Below are 18,517 nucleotides of genomic sequence, written 5' to 3' on the forward strand. Positions count from 1 at the left end.
TTAGCCTTTTTAAGTGTATTTACTTTTGGAAATATACCTAAAAAAGCATTTTATTATGCTAAAAATAGTATTTCTTATAATATTAAAATAATTAATTAGTTACTTTTTTAAGATTGGTTTTAAATTTTAATTAGTAATAGTAGTTAATTTGAAGATTTTTTATTACCAAACAAACGCTGAAAAAAATTTATATGCTGTGTAGTATCCTGTTTTTTTTCTGGGGAAGTTTCATTACGTTGTTTTTTAGAAAATAATCTTTTGAAAAATCCATTTTTATGAATAGTATCATTCTTAGGGTTTAGAGAGTCTTTTTTAGAGGAAGAGAATAGCCTTTTAAAAAAACCAGGTTTTTTCAAACTGTCAGGTTTTTCAATCTTAATTTCCCCTCTTTTATATTTTAGGGTGTCTTTATTTAAATAATTAATCCATTCCCCGTGTTTATTATTTCTTTTATAACGTCCTTCTATAACTTTGTTTCCTAAAGAGTCGTATTCAACATATTCTCCGTGTTTTAGTCCATCCCACCATTCACTATAACTTTTTAATTTTCCATTAAGATACCAAGATCTCCATTCTCCTTCTTTTAGACCATATTCAAAAAATCCATTTTCAGCTAATTGTTGAGATCTGTAAAATTTTTTAAATTCTCCATGCAGCACAAATCCTCCAGCTCTAGCCATAGAGTTATGGACTTTGCTGTTGCGAAACCAGTAATACATTTTGTTGTTATCAAAATTATTTATCTCTTCTAATACAACATAACATTCGATATCGTAGCCGTTCTGCCGAATAAGTTTTCTTTGCACTTCTGGAGAACTAAAAGAAGTTAGTAAAAGGACAAAAAATAATAACAAAGTTAGATTCTTCATAGCTGGGATTTTGTTTTAAAAGTCTAATATAATTATTTTAAAAATTTTAACTTGATTAATATGGCAAAAGAGAAATAAGTTTTTAGAAGAGAAAATTTTAATTATTTATTTTTTCTCAAAAAAATTAATCTTTCTTTTTGATTTTAAAATTTTGGATTAAAACTAATAAAAGGTTATAAGTTTTAAAATAGCTAACAGGAATGAATAAGTGAATTCTCTAGTTTCATAACTTGAGAGCTCAACTCTTTAGAGTCTTGTTAAAATATATTCATTTTTAATTTTGGTGGTAGAGTAAAGTTTTTTTAGAATTTATAATTCTTTATATTTGTTCATAATAAAAGTGTGTTCACGAACAATGAACGTTAGAAAAAGATGAACAATATAGAAATATTATATACGGCTATTCATAATTTAGAAAAGGACATTCCTATAACTTGGAACTGGAAAAATATGGATTACAATAACGATATGGGTATTGATGGAGAGTTGGACTTAATAATAAACAATCAAAATATTTTAATGATTGTTGAGGTTAAAAAAGACGTTAAAAATCACCAATTATTTAACATAATTGAATACAACAATAGGTTTGAAAACTTTTTGTTGGTAGCGGAAAAATTATATCCAAAAGTAAAGAAAGAACTGCGAGAAAATCAAGTAAATTATCTTGAGGGTAATGGTAATGTGTACATTAATAAAGCAGATATTTTTCTTTATATCGATACTAATAAAACTGCCAAAAATCAAAAAGAAAAAGGAAATCGAGCTTTTACAAAAACAGGATTAAAAGTAGTATTTCACTTTTTATTGAATCCGCAATTATTAAACCAGACACAACGAGAAATTGCAGATATTACCAATGTTGCGTTAGGTAATATTCCCTTGATTATAAATGGATTGTTAGAAAATAATTTCATTTTAAGAGTAAATAAAAATGAATATGTAATTAACAATTATCAAGAATTGTTAAACAAATGGATAACAGAATTTGAGCAAACATTAAAACCCACTATATTCAAGCAGCGTTTCAGATTTCAAAATGAAAATCAAGACTGGAGAGCATTACAATTAAATACCGAAAAAACAGTTTGGGGAGGAGAACCTGCAGGAGATATTATGACCAATCATCTACGTCCGGAAAATTTTACTTTGTACACCAATGAAACCACTAAAGATTTAATGATAAACTATAGATTATTGCCAGATGATGAGGGGTATATTTGGGTGTATGACAAGTTTTGGACAACTAATTGTGGGAATATTGCACCAAAGGAATTAGTTTACACAGATTTAATGATTAACGCTGATAAAAGAAGTATAGAAACAGCAAAACTGATTTTTAATGAGCACATCAAACCAAACTTATAAACACCTTGCAATCCCCTATTTCAAAGAAATTTTTGATGCTATTGATGAGGTGATGATAAAGTTAAATGTTCCTTACTATTTAATTGGAGCCAATGCAGTAGCATTAGAACTACTAAAAGAAGGCATCAAACCGAATAGAGGTACAAAAGATATTGACTTTGCTATAATGATAGCTTCCATCAATGAATACGAAACAGTTGTAGATGAGTTAGCTAATTATGGGTTTAATAAAGTAGAAGCGCCTTGGACGCTGTATAATAAAAAATTTAATGTAGTTATAGATCTACTTCCATTTGGAGAAATTGAAGAAAGTTTCACAATTAATTTTGATAAGCGTCATACATATTTACATATGTTGGGTTTTAAAGAAATATTACAAAATCCAGAAATGGTACAGATAGAAGAAAAGTCAGTGCAAATTCCATCCTTACCAGGAATGGTCATTTTAAAACTAATTGCTTGGAGCGATAGACCAGAGGAACGCGACAGTGACTTATATGATATTTTAAGAATCATCGAATATTATTTTGACTTGAATTTTGATGAAATAGTAGAACATCACAACGACACCTTTCCTGAAGACGATGATTTTGATCAACTCAAAATAGCAGCAAGAGTTTTGGGCAGAAAAGCAAGACAGTTTTTAAATGTTTCTAAAGAAATTAGTGATAGAATTTTAAAAACTCTAAACGATAATGTTGTAGATCCTAAAAATTCTCCCATTGCAAAACAGTGGGCAAGTAAAAAAGAATGGGAGTTAGAATATGCTGTTCAAATTTTGGAAGAGTTTAAATTAGGATTGGTAGAGAGTTAATGATGAAAAAAGAAAAAATATTCCACAAAAAAACAAAGTACGTTCAGAGCTTCAAAGAGAAATAAACTCTAAATGTCCATTTTGTACCAATGAGGATGTTGGTCATTTTGAAATTCATCATATTGACGAAGACCCTTCAAATAATATTAAATCCAATCTATTATTGCTATGTCCAACGTGTCACTCAAAAATAACAAAGGGAGATATTACAACAGAGAAAGTAAAAAAATTAAAGGAAAACTTAAAGTTTAAAAATCAAAAGATTCAATTCATTTCTGTTAGTGTAGATTCAAAAAATTGTGGTTGGCAATCAATAGTGAATGTTCCTAATGCTTTTAAAGTTGTTGGGACGAAATCACTCTTTCCAATATTCAATTTTAGCTTTATTAATCAAACAAAACAAACAATTTTACTTACTAATTTTGCAATTAGAGTAAAAAGATTACCAGTTGGTTTAGCTGGGCCCCTAGTAGGTCCTCCTGAAGTTTTAAGACCTGTAATTAAATATAAAATTAAACTTCCATTAACTGATAAAAGAGAAAATATATTACTGGAAAATGAGATTGAAGTCCCAACGAGTAGAGCTTTTAAATTCCAAGTTGAACTTTATGCAGATTCAATGGATATATTTAATTTCCCTATTTTATAAATATGCTATTATCTTTAAATTTGGGTTTAATAATGATTTCTATATAGAAGCTCCAAAAATTCTTTTGAACAGTAAAGAGGATTATGATAAATTGACCTATTATGGACTAGCTTAATTATAAATTTAAAAAAATAAAAAATGGCGGGAGAAGCAAGTGTATTTCAAACAGGTGGAGGCGGTTTTAACTATGAAAACTACGTACAATCATTATTTTTGTTACAAATGATGATTAATGGCATTATCCCTTCATTTCCTAATGGTCAAATTATTGAAATCGGATTTCAGAATAAAAATAAAGGATACCAAACAGATGATTTGTTCTTAAAGATTGAAGAAGATAATATTTCTAAAAGAGTAATTTCTCAAATAAAATATAACATTCCTATCTCATCAAAGAATGAAGTCTTTTTAGAGGTAATAAAAGCTTTTTGGGAAGATTTTAATAATACAAGTCATTTTGATAAACAAAATGATAAAATGTTTCTCATAAAATCCAGTCTGACTAATAATGATAAAAATCATATAGCTTATTTATGCCAAATAGCTTCTAAACAGAGTAATTCAGCAGATTTTTTCTCTGAAGTGAATAGGGTAAAAATAAAGAAAGCTGCTCTTGATGTCTTTGAAGAAAGCCTAAGACTAGCAAAAGGAGAATCTGTTACGGAAGAAGAATTATTCCAGTTTTTAAAATGCTTTCATTTATTGGCTTATGATTTTACTGCTGAGGCCAGTACAGATGAAACTTATACACTTAACCTTATCCAGTTATCAAAATCTAAAGATGCAGTAGCAACCTCTAAAGAAATTTGGAGCGTGATTCTTAACGAAGTTGCTACATATAATCGAAATGGAGGTAGTATTTCAAATGTGGATTTAAAGAGCTTTGAACCAAATAAGTATTTTGATTTATCTATATTCAATGATGCCTATTCTTCATTTAAAAAAATACACCAAGATGGAGAACTACTTTTAAAGCCATTCAGGAACACCATAAAAGGCTTTCATATAGATAGGTCAACCGTTAAAAAATCAATAATACAATCTTTAAATCAATCAGATATTTCAATTATTACAGGTTATCCTGGTGTTGGCAAATCTTCGATTGTAAAAGATATTTTAAGTGGAGAGTTATCTGATACAGTCCCTATAATTTTTAAGGCAGACCAACTTAATAAGACCTCTTTAGCTCAAGTATTTAGTGAAGTTGGAATACACCATAATTTAATCGATTTATTTAGTTTAATATCAACACTTCCAAATAAAACTATAGTAATTGATAGCGCAGAAAAATTATTGGAAGCTCAACCTGATTCTGCTTTTAAACAATTGTTATCAATTATTTCTGAAAATAAGGGTATAAAACTTTTAATGACCTGTAGGTCTTACGCGGTTAACGTAATTAAGCAAAAGTTCGGTATTGACTCTGAAAAGATAAATGTTGTCGATATACCTCTTTTAAATGATGATGAAATAGGGCTAATAAAAAATGAGTTTCCCCAACTAACCAATTTCCTTTCAAATAGTAAAATAAATGAAGTTTTAAGAAGTCCTAAATATCTTGATTTTACAGTATCAGCAATAAAAGAAAGTGAAAACATATCGAGTGATATTAATTATTCAGAATTTAAAGAGATACTATGGAATGAAGTGATAGAAAATTCAACTGTAACAAAGAATGGTCTTCCAAGAAAAAGAGACCTTACTTTTTTGCATATTGCTGTAGGCAGAGCAATTAATATGAGATTGTTTTTTGAACCTGAAGATGAAAAAATAGATTATGAAGCGGTAGAGCTTTTAGAAAGTGATAATATAATAGTTAGAAATGGTAATAAATTTCAGTTTTCCCCTTCTCACGATATTTTAGAAGATTGGGCGTTAGTAAAATATATAACCTCAATTGAAAATAAACTTTCTAATAAAGCGGATTTATTTAATAAACTTGGGAATCAACCAGCTTTACGAAGAGCTTTTAGATTATGGATTGAAGAATTACTTACTAATGATATTGATACAGTAGCAAACTTAATTTCTTTTACATTAGAAGACAACTTAATTCCTACATATTGGACAGATGAAATACTTACAGCTGTTTTTAGGTCGGATGATTGCAGTTCTTTTTTTAAACATTTCTCTTCAAAATTATTGGAGAACAATTGTGTGTTTCTTAATAGGTGCATTCTGCTCATAAGAACTACTTGTAGGGAATATAGTTTTAACAAAGAAAACTCTAAAGACATTTTATTTCCTGTAGGTTCTTGTTGGGAAGAAATGTTATGCTTTTTATCTTCAAATATTTCAGAAATAGAAAGTATAAGGAAGTCTATTTCAAATTTTTTACTGGACTGGGAATATAAATTTATTTTCCAATTTAAGCTTTGTTCTATTAAAGAGATAGAAGCAGCAAATATATTGGTTTTTCATTATGTAAATGAAATGTACGATGGGAGTGACCATTGGGGCTATTCATCAAAAAATGACTATCAAAAGAAAGCCTTTGTTTATATGCTTTTTGGTTTTGCACCTTTTTGTAAAGAAGATTTGAAAATATTTCTAGAACAATGTAGCTTAAATATTGATAAATATGAAAATCGTGAAGGTTTTAGTAGATTAGTTATAGAAAAAGCTTTAGGAGGTGTTAGAAACAATTCTTTGATTAAAGAACTACCAGATACATTAGTTCAGATTGCAAACAAACATTGGAAGTATATACCTCCTAAAAATCCTCCCAAAAATGATGGTCCTTTTGGATTTTCTTTTCCTAAACGTAAAGAAAGAGAAGATGCTTGGGGTATAACAAAAACCAGATTTGATTTTTTTCCGTCTGGTATTTATAAAACGTTTGTTTATAATTTACTAAAACATCATCCAAATAAAGCAGTTGTTTTTATATGTGATTTTACTAATTACATCACATCCTCCTATAAAGATTCTGAATTTAGTATTAAGGATGAATTAAAGGAAATTAAAATCATATTAAATAATGGTAATGAAAATATAATTTATGGAAATGAACACCTGTGGAATGCGTACAGAGGTACAACCGTAACTCATTATTTACTCGAATCTATTTTAATTAGCCTTGAAAAATATTTATTAGAAGTCGCTCGGGTTGAAGTGATTGAAAATAAGCTATTAAAGTCAATAACTACTTATTTTTTAGAAAACTCAAATTCAGTAGCAATAATTAGTGTTCTGACTAGCGTATTTATAGCTTATGCAAAAGCATTTGAGAATACTATTTTACCAATATTAAGAGTTAAAGAGTTTTATGAGTGGGACACACATAGGGCAACTAGAGAACATTCAGCTACAGCAATTTATGATCAAAGAATACCTTCTGCTCAGAAAGAAAAAGGAGAGTTTAATAGACTTCCTCATAGAACAAAATACTTAAGAGGTCTTCGAGAATTTATTCTTCATTATCAAATAAATAGTGGTTTGCTCAGTAAAGAACTCCTAACAATCTTTAATGATTTCTATGAAAATTGTGGTAACGATATTTTTTGGGAAAAAGCTATTACCGAAATGGATATAAGAAGATATAAAGCATCAATAGTTGATAAAGAAAAAGGAGTTTTTCAGTTAGAGGTTAACTATCCGGAGCCAATTTATAATGCTGTTGAGACTTTTACAAAAAAAAATGAAAATGATAGTCTTTCTTTACAATATTCTCATTCGTTAAGACAAGTAAAAGAAAAAAAATCTGAAATGTCATTTAATGAATGGCAGACTATTTTTAAACATTTTTCTTCTGAAGAAACTGAAAATACAATGTGGGATTCACCTGTAACTTTGTCAGTTTTAGGGTTAGAATTATATCACAAAAAATTGAGTGAAGTTCAGAAAAAATATTGCATAAATACGATTATCAATACTCTAGAGCAGATTATCACAGAAGTAAATGATAGAGATAGTTTTAGAAACCTAAACAGATACAATGTATTAGAAAAACAATTAACAATTGAATCTATTCATTTACTATATAGGTTTAAAGAAGTGATTGTTGATGAGAAAGAACTTGACTTGCTTATAATGTATTTACTAATTAGTAATTTGGCAGATCATGAAATAAGAGATTTTCAAAAATATTTCAGGAATATTTTTAGTAAAGAATTACCAGAAAAAGCCCAAAAACTAATTGTTGCACTAATTAAATATGCTAAATTCTATTACGAAAATAATGTCAATCATTATCGTAACCAACAAGAAACAAAGAAATACAAAGAAAAGGAGCTTGAGTTTATAGAAAGCATATTAACTGAAAGTAGCTTTCCTAAAACTTCTTCTTTGTCTTTTGAATCTTACGAACCACATTTTTTAAACAATTCCTTACTTCTCATAGCCTCAAATACGAATAGTGAATTATTTCAAAATTACATCTTGAAAATGTCTGAATTAATTTTAGAGGACTTAAAACTAGAAGATGACTATTCATATTCTCGTTCAAGAAGATCGAGAAAAACAAATCATACGGTTCTTATTGTCTTGCGTTTTTACTTTAATGAGGTTCTTTTGTTCAATGACATAAATTTCAGTAAATCATTAATAGATAAGTTATGCGATCCCATTCTAAATAATGACTTTAATAATATTCATAGTGTTAAAGATTTATATGAGCTTATTATAGGTATTTTTAATACAGCCGTTACAAGGTTTGACGATTTAATTAACGAAGATAATGATGTTGAAAGGTATAGAAATCATTTTTGGGAATTATGGAAATATCTTTTCAACAAAGTTAAGAAATCAGGGAATTCCTTTTTTGTAAAAGAGCTTTTGTAAGATGTTAATGAAAGATCTTGGTCTATAAAATCAGATAATTGGAAAGGTTTTATCAATTATAAAACTCAGTACAATGAATTTGTAGATTATTTTAAAGCAAAATCTTTACCGTATATAATTTCAGTTTTTTCCACTTTTGGAGAAAAAGTTTTTCTTCCATTAGGAATTAATTTAATAGTAAAAAATTTAAAAGAAGATGATAGTATCTACAAAAGTTTAGATTCTCCAAATGCGGTTAAATTAATTCAAGTGCTTTTCAATAACCACATACAAGAAATTAAAGAAAATCAAAGTTTGATTGAAGACTTTGTTTACATTTTAAACAAGATGATTAATTTAGGGTATTGCGAAGCTTATCTAATAAGAGAGTGTGTGATTACTTATAAAAAAACTGCTTAAAATTTTTTCAAATAGCCAGCATTGATGTAATAAATATCTTACAAGTAGGTAACTAGGAGTGTGCTAATTGTTGCATTTTAATCCGTAAAACAGTATTAGTGAAATTATCTGCTGAAAACTGTGAACATGATACTTAAAGAAATATAGCAAGGTTATTATTTGAGAGGGTTTAATTCTACCGATAATCAAGAATTGAAATATTATGATTAATTAGACTACTAAATCCCCCATGCATCTTGTAGCTTATAGGCTGCTTCTAAAGATGATATTTTCAAATAGCGCATAAAAGCTTTTTCTGTTTTATGTCCAGATATTTTCATTATTAACTGTACATCAATACCCTCTAGATAAGTATTAGTACAAAAGGATCTTCGGCAAGTATGAGAGCTTATAAGCTCATACTTCTTATACATTTTAACTTCTTTATTAACCCCTTTTTTATATTCCAATTCAACCATAGAATTAATTTCAGCTTGTTTTCCTAATTGCTTGATTCGTTTGTTAAAAATTAAACTATTCACTTGAGGAGCATAAAAATTGTATCTAGCTAATGCTTTTAATGCTGGTCTCCTTATAGGGATTACGACTTTTCCAGATGTTTTCTTTTGTCTTAGGCTAAGAAGTCCATTTGTAATATATTCAGGCTTAATACGTGAAATATCAGAAAATCTTAAGCCTGTATAACAGCCTATTATAAAAAAATCCCTTACAATTTCTAATTCTTTGTCATTGCAAATTCTTAAATCCGATATGATTTGAATTTCTTTTTCGTTTAAATAAATATGATCTACTTCTTCTTGTATAGCTACAAAACCAGATAAATCAATTTTTTTTATTCTATTTGTCCGTATTGAATGATTTAAAAAAGCCTTTAAATTTTTCACTGACTTACCTATACTATTATTTTTTAGACCTAATTCACCATTTTTCTTTTCATAGTGATAAGCTAAAAAATCACACCACTTTTGATAAAAAGCGTAATTTATTCTATCGAAGTCAAGTATAGTATTGTCGAAACTTTCATAACATAGTAAATGCTTTTTTAAGGTTTTATAGTCTTTGATAACATCTGGAACAACACTGTTTTTCTTATTTTCAATAAAATAATCTAATTCTTCAAAAAAAGTTAATTGTTCATGATCGAATTCCGTAAGATCTTCTGATGTAAAATGATATTTGAATTTAGTGCAGGTAAGAGGCTTCTTATTTTCCTTATAATAATTTACAATTTTCTGAGCTAATCTATTTTGTCTCTCAAATTCAATATAACTATCTTTTATTTCAGAAGTGTTTTTTAAAGCTTTTTTTGAATCACTCCAATGACGAAGTGCTATTTTAATTCCAGTATCTATTTGAATACGTTTATCTCTACTTTCATAATATCTTATTTTTAAAGGAATTTTAGCTCCTTTCTTCTTGGAATTTTTATTAATATTAAATGTGAAATTGTACATAGATAGAATTTTTTACGTGCGGCAATCGTGCGGCAAATTTAAAATAAATAACTTAAATTATGGTAAAATAACAAATTAAATAACTGATAAACGCCCTTAAAATGGCTGTTTATGTGTGTTATTGTAAAATAATATTTAAACAAAAAAGTCTCGTCCAGACCGCAATATAAAAAAGCTTCAATTGTTAAATTGAGGCTTTTTTTACGAAGTTGTGTTGTGTGTCAAGTTAAGCTTGGCATAAGGTTTAAGTAGGTTAAACCGGTGAAGAGCTTTTCCTGTAAGAAGGAGAGGCTTTTTTTGTTTGTGCGGCAAGTGTAGATTCCTTATTCCATTACAGCGCTATTATTATCTTTACCTTTGCTCTTTCCCAATGAAAAGTAAATCACTTTATGCGTCTTCAAAATGCTTGCCAAAATAATTTAAAAAATATATCCTTAAGCTTACCCGAAAATCAACTTATTGTGATTACCGGATTATCTGGATCTGGAAAATCATCATTGGCAATGGATGTAATTGCAAATGAAGGTTATCGTTATTTTTTGGAAAGTTTACCGGCGTATCATCAGCAAAATAGTATTGCGATTCCAACTGCCGAAGTAGATCATATTTCAGGATTACCCCCTGTCGTTAAGGTAGAACAATCCAAACGCTTTCAGTCTATAAAAGCCACGTTTGGAACCTTATCAGAACTAACCTCAGTTTTTCGCATTTTATTCGCTCGTTACTCAGGAAAAGAAAAAATGAGCAAATCTTTATTTTCCTTCAATCATCCTAAAGGCGCTTGCGAGCAATGTCGCGGAATCGGAGAAGAAGAATATATCGATTTAGAAAAACTCATCGGTAATGAAGATAAAACGCTTCGTGAAGGCGTTATTGTAACAACCTTACCGAAAGGGTATATTGTCTATTCGCAGGTCACCGTAGAAGAATTAAATAAAGTTTGCAAAGCACACGGGTTTAGTATAGATGTTCCATGGAAAGAATTAAACGAAGAACAAAAAAATGTAATTCTATATGGAAGTAAACGCGTTCAAGTCTTTTATGGAAAACACAGTATAGAATCTCGCTTGCGTTGGCAAGGCTTAAAAGCAAAACCTAGGGAAGAAGGATATTATAAAGGAATTATGCCAATTATGGAAAATATCCTGCGGCTCGACAGAAATAAAAGTATTTTACGCTTTGTAAGTTCTCGAACCTGTAAAAAATGTAACGGAGCCAGAATTAAAGCTGAACATTTAGATTTTACATGGAAAGGATTGAAATTTCAAGAATGGATGGAACTTTCGCTAGCTAAGCTCTACCACCGACTAAAAAACCTGAATCTTACCGAAGGTGAAGCAGTTTTAGTTGATAAAATTTGCACCCAACTGTTTGATTTAATTAAGTTAGGAATGGAACATTACCAATTAAGTACCCCAAGTGGCAATATTTCTTCAGGTGATGCGCAGCGTATTAAACTCATTAAGCAAGTCAATAGTAGTTTACAAGGAATTTTATATGTATTTGACGAACCTTCCATTGGTTTATCAACCAATTATCAAAAGCATTTGCTCCATATTTTAAGACGGTTGATTAAGCGTGGAAATACGGTGATGGTAGTAGAACATGATTTAGACTTTATTCGATCAGCTGATTGGATTGTAGAGTTAGGTCCGGGAGCCGGAATAGAAGGCGGAGAACTGCTTTTTAATGGAAAAGTAGCAGAATTTTTAACTACTCAAGATCTAAAAACACCTACTCGAATCGCTTTGAAGGAGGAAGAGTCTATTTCTGAAAAAAAAGCTACTTCCCGAAAGTCAGATCAGTTTCAATTTAAAGTTCAGGGTTTAAGTGTGGTAAGTAAAAAAACGGATGCCGCCATTAAAGAACTCCAACGTTTTAAAGATCAAAATGATTTTCAATTACATTACGTAAATGATCAACCCATTGGGAAAACCCCGCGAAGTAACCCTGCAACTTATACGGGTTTGGCTGATAAAATACGGGATTTATTAGCAAAAACGCCAGATGCGAAAACTGCAAAACTTACAAAAAGTGCTTTTTCATTTAATAATAAAAGCGGAAGATGTCCGCGTTGTGAAGGTGCAGGTGTAATTACATTGTCGATGAGTATGATGGGAACAATTAATCAAACTTGTCCGCATTGTCAGGGAAAGCGTTTTCAGAAGGACGTTTTAAAAGTAACGTGGAACAAAAAAAATATTGCTGAAATTTATGAGCTAAGTATTTCTGAAGCTTATTTATTCTTTTCTGAAGAGAAAAAATTAGCAGTAATTTTATCCTTAATGCAACAATTAGGTTTAGGGTATCTTAAACTTGGTCAAGCTTCCAATACCTTATCGGGTGGCGAAGCACAACGCATTAAACTTACCAAGCATTTTACAAAATCTGATAAAAAAACGGTTTTAATTTTAGAGGAACCGAGTATTGGCTTGCATCAACAAAATGTAAAGCAATTATTAACAGCTTTACATCAATTAAAAACAAAAACCGCAGCAATTATTTGTTTTGAAAATCACAAATTATTTCAAAACGAATCCGATGTTTGGATTGATAATATTGCAGAGAAAAAAAATGCCACCCCCGAACTCCCTGAAGCGCAAAGCCAAGATGTAATTACTGTTAGTGGCGCACGAACACATTCTTTAAAGAATTTAGATGTAGAGTTTCTTAAACAAAGATTAACGGTAGTTACAGGCATTTCCGGTTCTGGGAAATCGTCTTTGGTAATCGATACTTTGCACGGCTTTGGGTTGCAAGAAATGACCAAGCAATTTTCAAGTTACCAGCAATCGCGCGTAGGGGTAAATTTTCAATTAGAAGTAGAACATATTGAAGGACTTACACCAAGTATTTGCGTTAGTCGAAAAAAAAAGAATTTTACCTTTCGTTCAGATATTGCTAAGCAGACTGATATTGATAAAAGCTTGCGGTTTGCCTTTTCAAGAAAAGCACAATTCGAAGGAAAAGATTGGACGGCAAGTCATTTTTCTAATCAGCACGAATTAGGAAAATGTATAATTTGTGATGGTTTGGGAGAAGAACAATTGCCAGATCCTAAAAAACTGGTGCTAAATGAAGATAAAAGTATAGCAGAAGGACTTTTTACGCATAATAAAGCCTTGGCATATTATGGAAATCCCGATAGTCAGTATATAGCTATTTTAAAAGAAGTCGGAAAACAGTATAATTTTAATTTGAAAACTACTTTTCAGGAGTTAACACAAGCGCAAAAAGAAATTATTTTCAACGGAATTAAAGATAAAACTTGGGAAACAGTTTGGGAGTTTAAAACCAAAACAAGAACCGGCACGCAAGCGCTAAAAATGGAATGGAAAGGTCTCTTTTCTTATCTGCGTGAAGAATACCTAAAAACGCGAAAAAATAAACATATTAAAGCTTTGCAAGCCTTGCTTTCTTCACAAATCTGTAGCCATTGTAAAGGAAGCGGATTACAACCAGAACGTTTACAGATCCATATCGGTGGAAAATCTATTCACGATTTAAAAGAGATGAATTTTAAAAGTTTTGCTGAATTTTTAAAGAAAGCTTCAACCTTAGCAAAAGTTGATCAAGAGTTGTTGAATAGAATTGAAGCTCATTTAAAAACCACGCTTCAACGTGCGGAGCAATTGCATATCGATTACTTACCATTAAATCGAAAATCGATAACCTTAAGTGGTGGCGAACAACAACGAGTAGACTTAATAAAACAACTCAATAGTCCGCTGCAAGGTGTAACGTATTTGTTAGATGAACCTTCTGCCGGATTATCACAAGATAATATTCCTGATTTAATTCAGCTTTTAAACGAATTGGTTGCCAAAGGAAATACGGTAATTGTGATCGAACATCATAAAGATATTATGCTAGCCGCCGATAAATTAGTAGAAATCGGACCAAAAGCCGGAAAGTTAGGAGGTGAATTAATTTTTCAAGGCAACCCAAAGGATTATTTGAAAACAAACTATTGTCATCCGTTTTTGAAAAGAGGAGCTAAAGAGCTAAAATTAAAATCTGGCAAAAAGCACATTAAGCTTCAGAAAATCGCTAAGCATAGTTTGGTGAAAAATAGCTTGAAAATTCCGGTAGGAGGAATTACTGCCATTACCGGGAAATCAGGAGTTGGGAAAACAACCTTGGTGAAAGATATTTTAATGCCCAGTATTGAAAGGGGAATTCCAGTAAATTGTAAAGAAATTGAATTTGCTTCAATTTATGAAGGAGTCGATTATTTTGAACCACAAAAGTTGCGCGTTCATAACAATACGTTATTAGTTGCTTATTTGGATTTACTGAAAGTAGTAACCAAAATTTTTACAAATAAAACAAATAAACCTGCGCGCTATTTTTCTTATAAAACAAAGGGAAGTCAATGCCCAAACTGTAAAGGAAAAGGTTTTGTAGAAACCAGTTTAGATGTGGCGGCAAATTCCGTTGAGGTTTGTGAGGTTTGTCAAGGAACACGCTATCAACAAGAAGTGTTAAGTTATAAAGTAGAAGAAAGAAACATCGCAGAAGTACTTGCCTTTAGTGTTTCAGAATTAGGAGATTGGTTGCAAAATTTTACCCTAAAATCTTCCATAGAAAATTTTCTTCAGCAGTTAGCGGAAATTGGCTTAGGAAATTTAGGCTTAGATCAACCGGTAACTTCGCTTTCTTCAGGAGAAAAACAACGTTTATTATTGTTGAATTGGCTTCAGAAAACACGAGAAAATCAACTCTACATTTTAGATGAACCAAGCACAGGATTACATTATGCCGATATTGATTTGTTACTAAATATTCTTCAGAAAATCAGTAAAAAAAATGATGTTTTAGTAATTGATCATAATCTTTATTTATTGGAAGAAATAGGAGTCGGGATGGTGTTAAAGTAAATAGTTCTCAACGTATTATCCGTTACAAAAACTATCTGTAAATTTTATCTAACCTCCTAAACTCCTGAGAAAAAAGTGTAACAAAATTAACCGCCTACCAATTTCCCGCCGTTAATGTGCAATACTTGTCCGGTCATATAACTGCTATCTTCCGAAGCGAGAAAAACATAAGCTGGTCCTAATTCTGAAGGTTGACCAGGTCTTTTCATGGGTGTATCTTTTCCGAAGTCTTCAACAGAATCAAAACTAGAAGGAATAAGTGGCGTCCAAATTGGTCCTGGAGCAACGGCATTTACACGAATACCTTTTTCAATCAGAATTTGCGATAATGTTCTGGTAAACGAGATGATTGCTCCTTTTGTGCTGGAATAATCTAATAAAAGTTTATTTCCGAGATAAGCAGTAACCGATCCTGTATTTATAATAACATCATTTTCTTTTAAATGAGGAATGGCTTCTTGCACAAGATAAAACATAGAATAAATATTGGTTTTAAATGTTTTTTCGAGTTGCCCTTCAGAAATATCTTCAACCTTATCTTGTGGAAATTGCATTGCTGCATTATTCACCACAATATTTAAACCGCCAAAATGATCTACCGTGGCGTCAATAATATGTTTACATTTTTTCTTTTCTGTAATATCAAACTTCAACAAAAGACATTCGCTATTTTCCTTTTCAATTAAATCTTTTGTAATCTGCGCATCTTTATCTTCGTCTAAATAAACAATAGCGACGTTAGCGCCTTCTTTAGCAAAATGAACCGCAACACTTCTTCCTATTCCGCTATCGCCACCAGTGATAAGCGCTACCTTTCCTTTTAGTTTTCCACTTCCTTTGTAATTTTTTCTAATATACTCAGGTTTAGGATGCATTTTTTCTTCGTTACCGGGCTGAGAATCTTGATGTTGTTCTGGAATATTTTTTTCTTTTTTCATAGCAATATTTTTTATTTCTAAGATAAAAATGCACTACTTATTTAAGTGATAATAAGAAGTTAAAAAGTGATTCAATTCAAACTTTTTTTAACGCAATCGAAAATTTTACAGTCTTCAATTTTAATATTATATATTTTTTAACATTAATAGTGTGATTGCGTTAATCATACTTGTTAATCCGGCAGGGTTACTAATGGAAAAGAAAGAGCTTTACAAAAAAAAGCTATGCATAATTCTGAGGTAAAAGAAAAGTATAACGAATTTATTCTGAAGAAAAACCATCCGTGCATTATGGCGCAAACTGTTTTTAAGATGGATAAAGCAGTTTTAAAAGAATATAAATCTTTAGGAAGCGCGGTTACAGCCGAAGTTCTCTTAAAAGATTTGCAGAAATATATTGCTGAATACGATTACGATTCGAACGATTTTTACAGTTTTATCGCCACATTTCCATTAGAGAAGAAACTCACCGAAAAACAATTTGAAACCAAATTATGGCAACAATTACAACTAATTGCAACTATTGATACCGAAGCTTGGGATCCCGCTGTTAGCCCAAATCCAGAAGATAACAACTTTAGTTTCAGTATTCATGGAAGTGCTTTTTATATTGTAGGTTTACACCCAAATAGCAGTCGAATGGCGCGTAAAAGTCCGTATGCAACGTTAGTTTTTAACTTACATTGGCAATTTGAAAAATTACGCGAAATGGGCGTTTATGATAAAGTAAAAGAAAAAATAAGAGAACGGGACGAAGAATTGCAAGGTTCAATTAACCCGATGTTAGAAGATTTTGGTGCTAAAAGTGAAGCAAATCAATATAGCGGAAGAAAAGTTGGAGAGAATTGGAAATGTCCATTTCATTAAAAAATTACAGATGAATAAAATACATAAAATTGAAATTCAAAGTGGTGCAGCTTTTAAGCTGAAAAAAGGCGATATCTTAAAAGTAATTGATCCGGAAGGAGAACAAGTTAGCGATATGGTTTTGTTTAACGCAAAAGATTTAAGAGAGAAAATATCTTCCGGCAAAACCCTCGATTTTGAAGAAAATTTGCTCATTTCCAAAGGAAATTTTTTGTGGAGTAATAGAAGCCAAAAAATGATGAAAATCTTAGAAGATACCAACGGCAGAAACGATTTTTTGCTGGCGCCTTGTAGTCCCGAAACTTTCCAGATTATGTACGATAACCAAAATTATCACCCAAGTTGTTTTGAAAATCTTATCCGAAATCTGAGTCCTTTTGGAATTCAACCCGACGATATTCCTACGGCGTTTAATATTTTTATGAACGTTCAATTTTTTGAAAATGGAAAATTGAGTGTAGAAGCGCCAACCAGTAAAGCTGGTGATTATGTTAGTTTTCAAGCGCAAATGGATTTGGTAGTTGGTTTAACCGCTTGTTCTGCTGAAGATAGTAATAACGGAAGTTTTAAGCCCATTCATTATAGTATTTCACCTTCAGAAAAATAAATTCTAAAAGCATATTTTTCTTTGTAGCATTAAGTATTTAATAGTTTAAAAAGTAAACCTTAACTTTTTATAAGGAATTAAGGAATGAGTTTCTATGTAATTTTAGGCTAATAAAATACTTGTAAATATGGAGGTTTTTAACATTAAAGGAATTTTTGTAAAAGATATTTTAAATGAATTAGCAGCACAATTTAAAACTTCTTTAACCGAAAATCTTTTTGAATATAAATTAGAACTTCCAAAATCGTTAGGCGAAGGATTTATACAGGGAATAAATTTTCCGAATGGTGTGGGTTTACTTCAATTTAAAGGAAAATTCAATAAGCAAATCGTTTTTAATTTTACAAGCAAAAAAGTACATCCGTTAAAGTTCTTTTATTGTTTAGAAGGAAGTCTCATTCACTCTATAAAACCAGATGGTGAGCGCAGAAAAATTCAGCAATACCAAAGCGCGATTATTTCTTCGTATTATCATTTCGGTCATATTTATAAATTTCCGATAGATGAATATTTTAATTTTCAAGTGGTAGAAATCGACCGGAAAGCTTTTCGAGAACACATTAATTATAAATTAGAAGATATTCCGTATTATTTTTATAAACTTTTCGCCGATGTTGAAGGCGTGCGAGAAGTTTTTTATGAAAGCAATTACACCTTGCATTTGGCGCAAGTGATTAAAGAAATTGAAGAGTTTGATAAAGATAATTTAGTTCGCGTCAATTTTTTAGGCGCAAAAGCGTTAGAAGCACTTTCATTAATGCTCACGCAATATGAAGACGATTTAAAAGAAAATAATCAGCAACGTATTCTTCGAAAAAGTGAGTTTGAAATTGTAAATGATGTAGAGAATTACATCGATCAGCATTTAATGAACCGAAACGATTGATGAA

The 18,517-nt window shown here is 30.6% G+C and carries 11 protein-coding genes; 8 read left to right on the forward strand and 3 right to left on the reverse strand.

Annotated features, from left to right (window positions below; all coding sequences use genetic code 11):
- Positions 1-143: 143 nt before the first annotated feature.
- Positions 144-869, reverse strand: a complete 726-nt coding sequence (locus tag ACFFGL_RS11155; protein WP_309729464.1) for a toxin-antitoxin system YwqK family antitoxin — start codon at positions 867-869, stop codon at positions 144-146.
- Positions 870-1,241: 372 nt separating this feature from the next.
- Between ACFFGL_RS11155 and ACFFGL_RS11160 the strand changes: the two genes are divergently transcribed.
- The 4 genes from ACFFGL_RS11160 (at position 1,242) to ACFFGL_RS11175 (ending at position 8,482) form a co-directional block, all read left to right on the forward strand.
- Entirely contained in the window at positions 1,242-2,237 is a 996-nt protein-coding gene (locus tag ACFFGL_RS11160; protein WP_309729466.1) for a type IV toxin-antitoxin system AbiEi family antitoxin, read from the forward strand.
- Entirely contained in the window at positions 2,212-3,051 is an 840-nt protein-coding gene (locus ACFFGL_RS11165; RefSeq protein WP_309729467.1) for a nucleotidyl transferase AbiEii/AbiGii toxin family protein, read from the forward strand. Before ACFFGL_RS11160 ends, ACFFGL_RS11165 begins: the two co-directional genes overlap by 26 nt.
- Positions 3,052-3,112: 61 nt before the next feature.
- Positions 3,113-3,700 carry an HNH endonuclease signature motif containing protein gene (locus tag ACFFGL_RS11170; protein ID WP_309729799.1) on the forward strand — a complete coding sequence of 196 codons (588 nt, stop codon included), beginning with the start codon at positions 3,113-3,115 and terminating at the stop codon, positions 3,698-3,700.
- 138 nt (positions 3,701-3,838) lie between these two features.
- Positions 3,839-8,482, forward strand: coding sequence for a hypothetical protein (locus ACFFGL_RS11175; protein WP_309729469.1), 4,644 nt, complete (start codon positions 3,839-3,841; stop codon positions 8,480-8,482).
- Between the two features lie 617 nt (positions 8,483-9,099).
- On the opposite strand, the gene ACFFGL_RS11180 is transcribed toward ACFFGL_RS11175, so the two are convergent.
- Entirely contained in the window at positions 9,100-10,335 is a 1,236-nt protein-coding gene (locus ACFFGL_RS11180; RefSeq protein WP_309729471.1) for a tyrosine-type recombinase/integrase, read from the reverse strand.
- A 389-nt stretch (positions 10,336-10,724) separates the two neighbouring features.
- Here ACFFGL_RS11180 and ACFFGL_RS11185 point away from each other — a divergent pair, with 389 nt between their 5' ends.
- Positions 10,725-15,215 carry an excinuclease ABC subunit UvrA gene (locus ACFFGL_RS11185; RefSeq protein ID WP_309729473.1) on the forward strand — a complete coding sequence of 1,497 codons (4,491 nt, stop codon included), beginning with the start codon at positions 10,725-10,727 and terminating at the stop codon, positions 15,213-15,215.
- Between the two features lie 86 nt (positions 15,216-15,301).
- Here the strand turns inward: ACFFGL_RS11185 and ACFFGL_RS11190 are convergent, their stop codons facing one another.
- Complete coding sequence (locus ACFFGL_RS11190) at positions 15,302-16,153, reverse strand: SDR family oxidoreductase (protein ID WP_309729475.1); 852 nt, start codon at positions 16,151-16,153, stop codon at positions 15,302-15,304.
- Positions 16,154-16,378: 225 nt separating this feature from the next.
- On the opposite strand from ACFFGL_RS11190, the gene gntA reads away from it, so the two are divergent.
- From gntA to ACFFGL_RS11205, 3 genes are all read left to right on the forward strand, one after another.
- Positions 16,379-17,020: a guanitoxin biosynthesis heme-dependent pre-guanitoxin N-hydroxylase GntA gene (gntA, locus tag ACFFGL_RS11195; RefSeq protein ID WP_309729477.1), complete on the forward strand. Its 642-nt coding sequence runs from the start codon at positions 16,379-16,381 to the stop codon at positions 17,018-17,020.
- Positions 17,021-17,030: 10 nt separating this feature from the next.
- Positions 17,031-17,627 (forward strand): urea carboxylase-associated family protein, encoded by a 597-nt coding sequence (locus ACFFGL_RS11200; protein WP_309729480.1) that lies wholly within the window; start codon positions 17,031-17,033, stop codon positions 17,625-17,627.
- 127 nt (positions 17,628-17,754) lie between these two features.
- On the forward strand, positions 17,755-18,513 hold the full coding sequence (locus tag ACFFGL_RS11205; protein ID WP_309729482.1) for a hypothetical protein: 759 nt from the start codon (positions 17,755-17,757) through the stop codon (positions 18,511-18,513).
- Positions 18,514-18,517 lie beyond the last annotated feature (4 nt).

Source organism: Mesonia maritima (assembly GCF_042433895.1).
GTDB lineage: Bacteria > Bacteroidota > Bacteroidia > Flavobacteriales > Flavobacteriaceae > Mesonia > Mesonia maritima.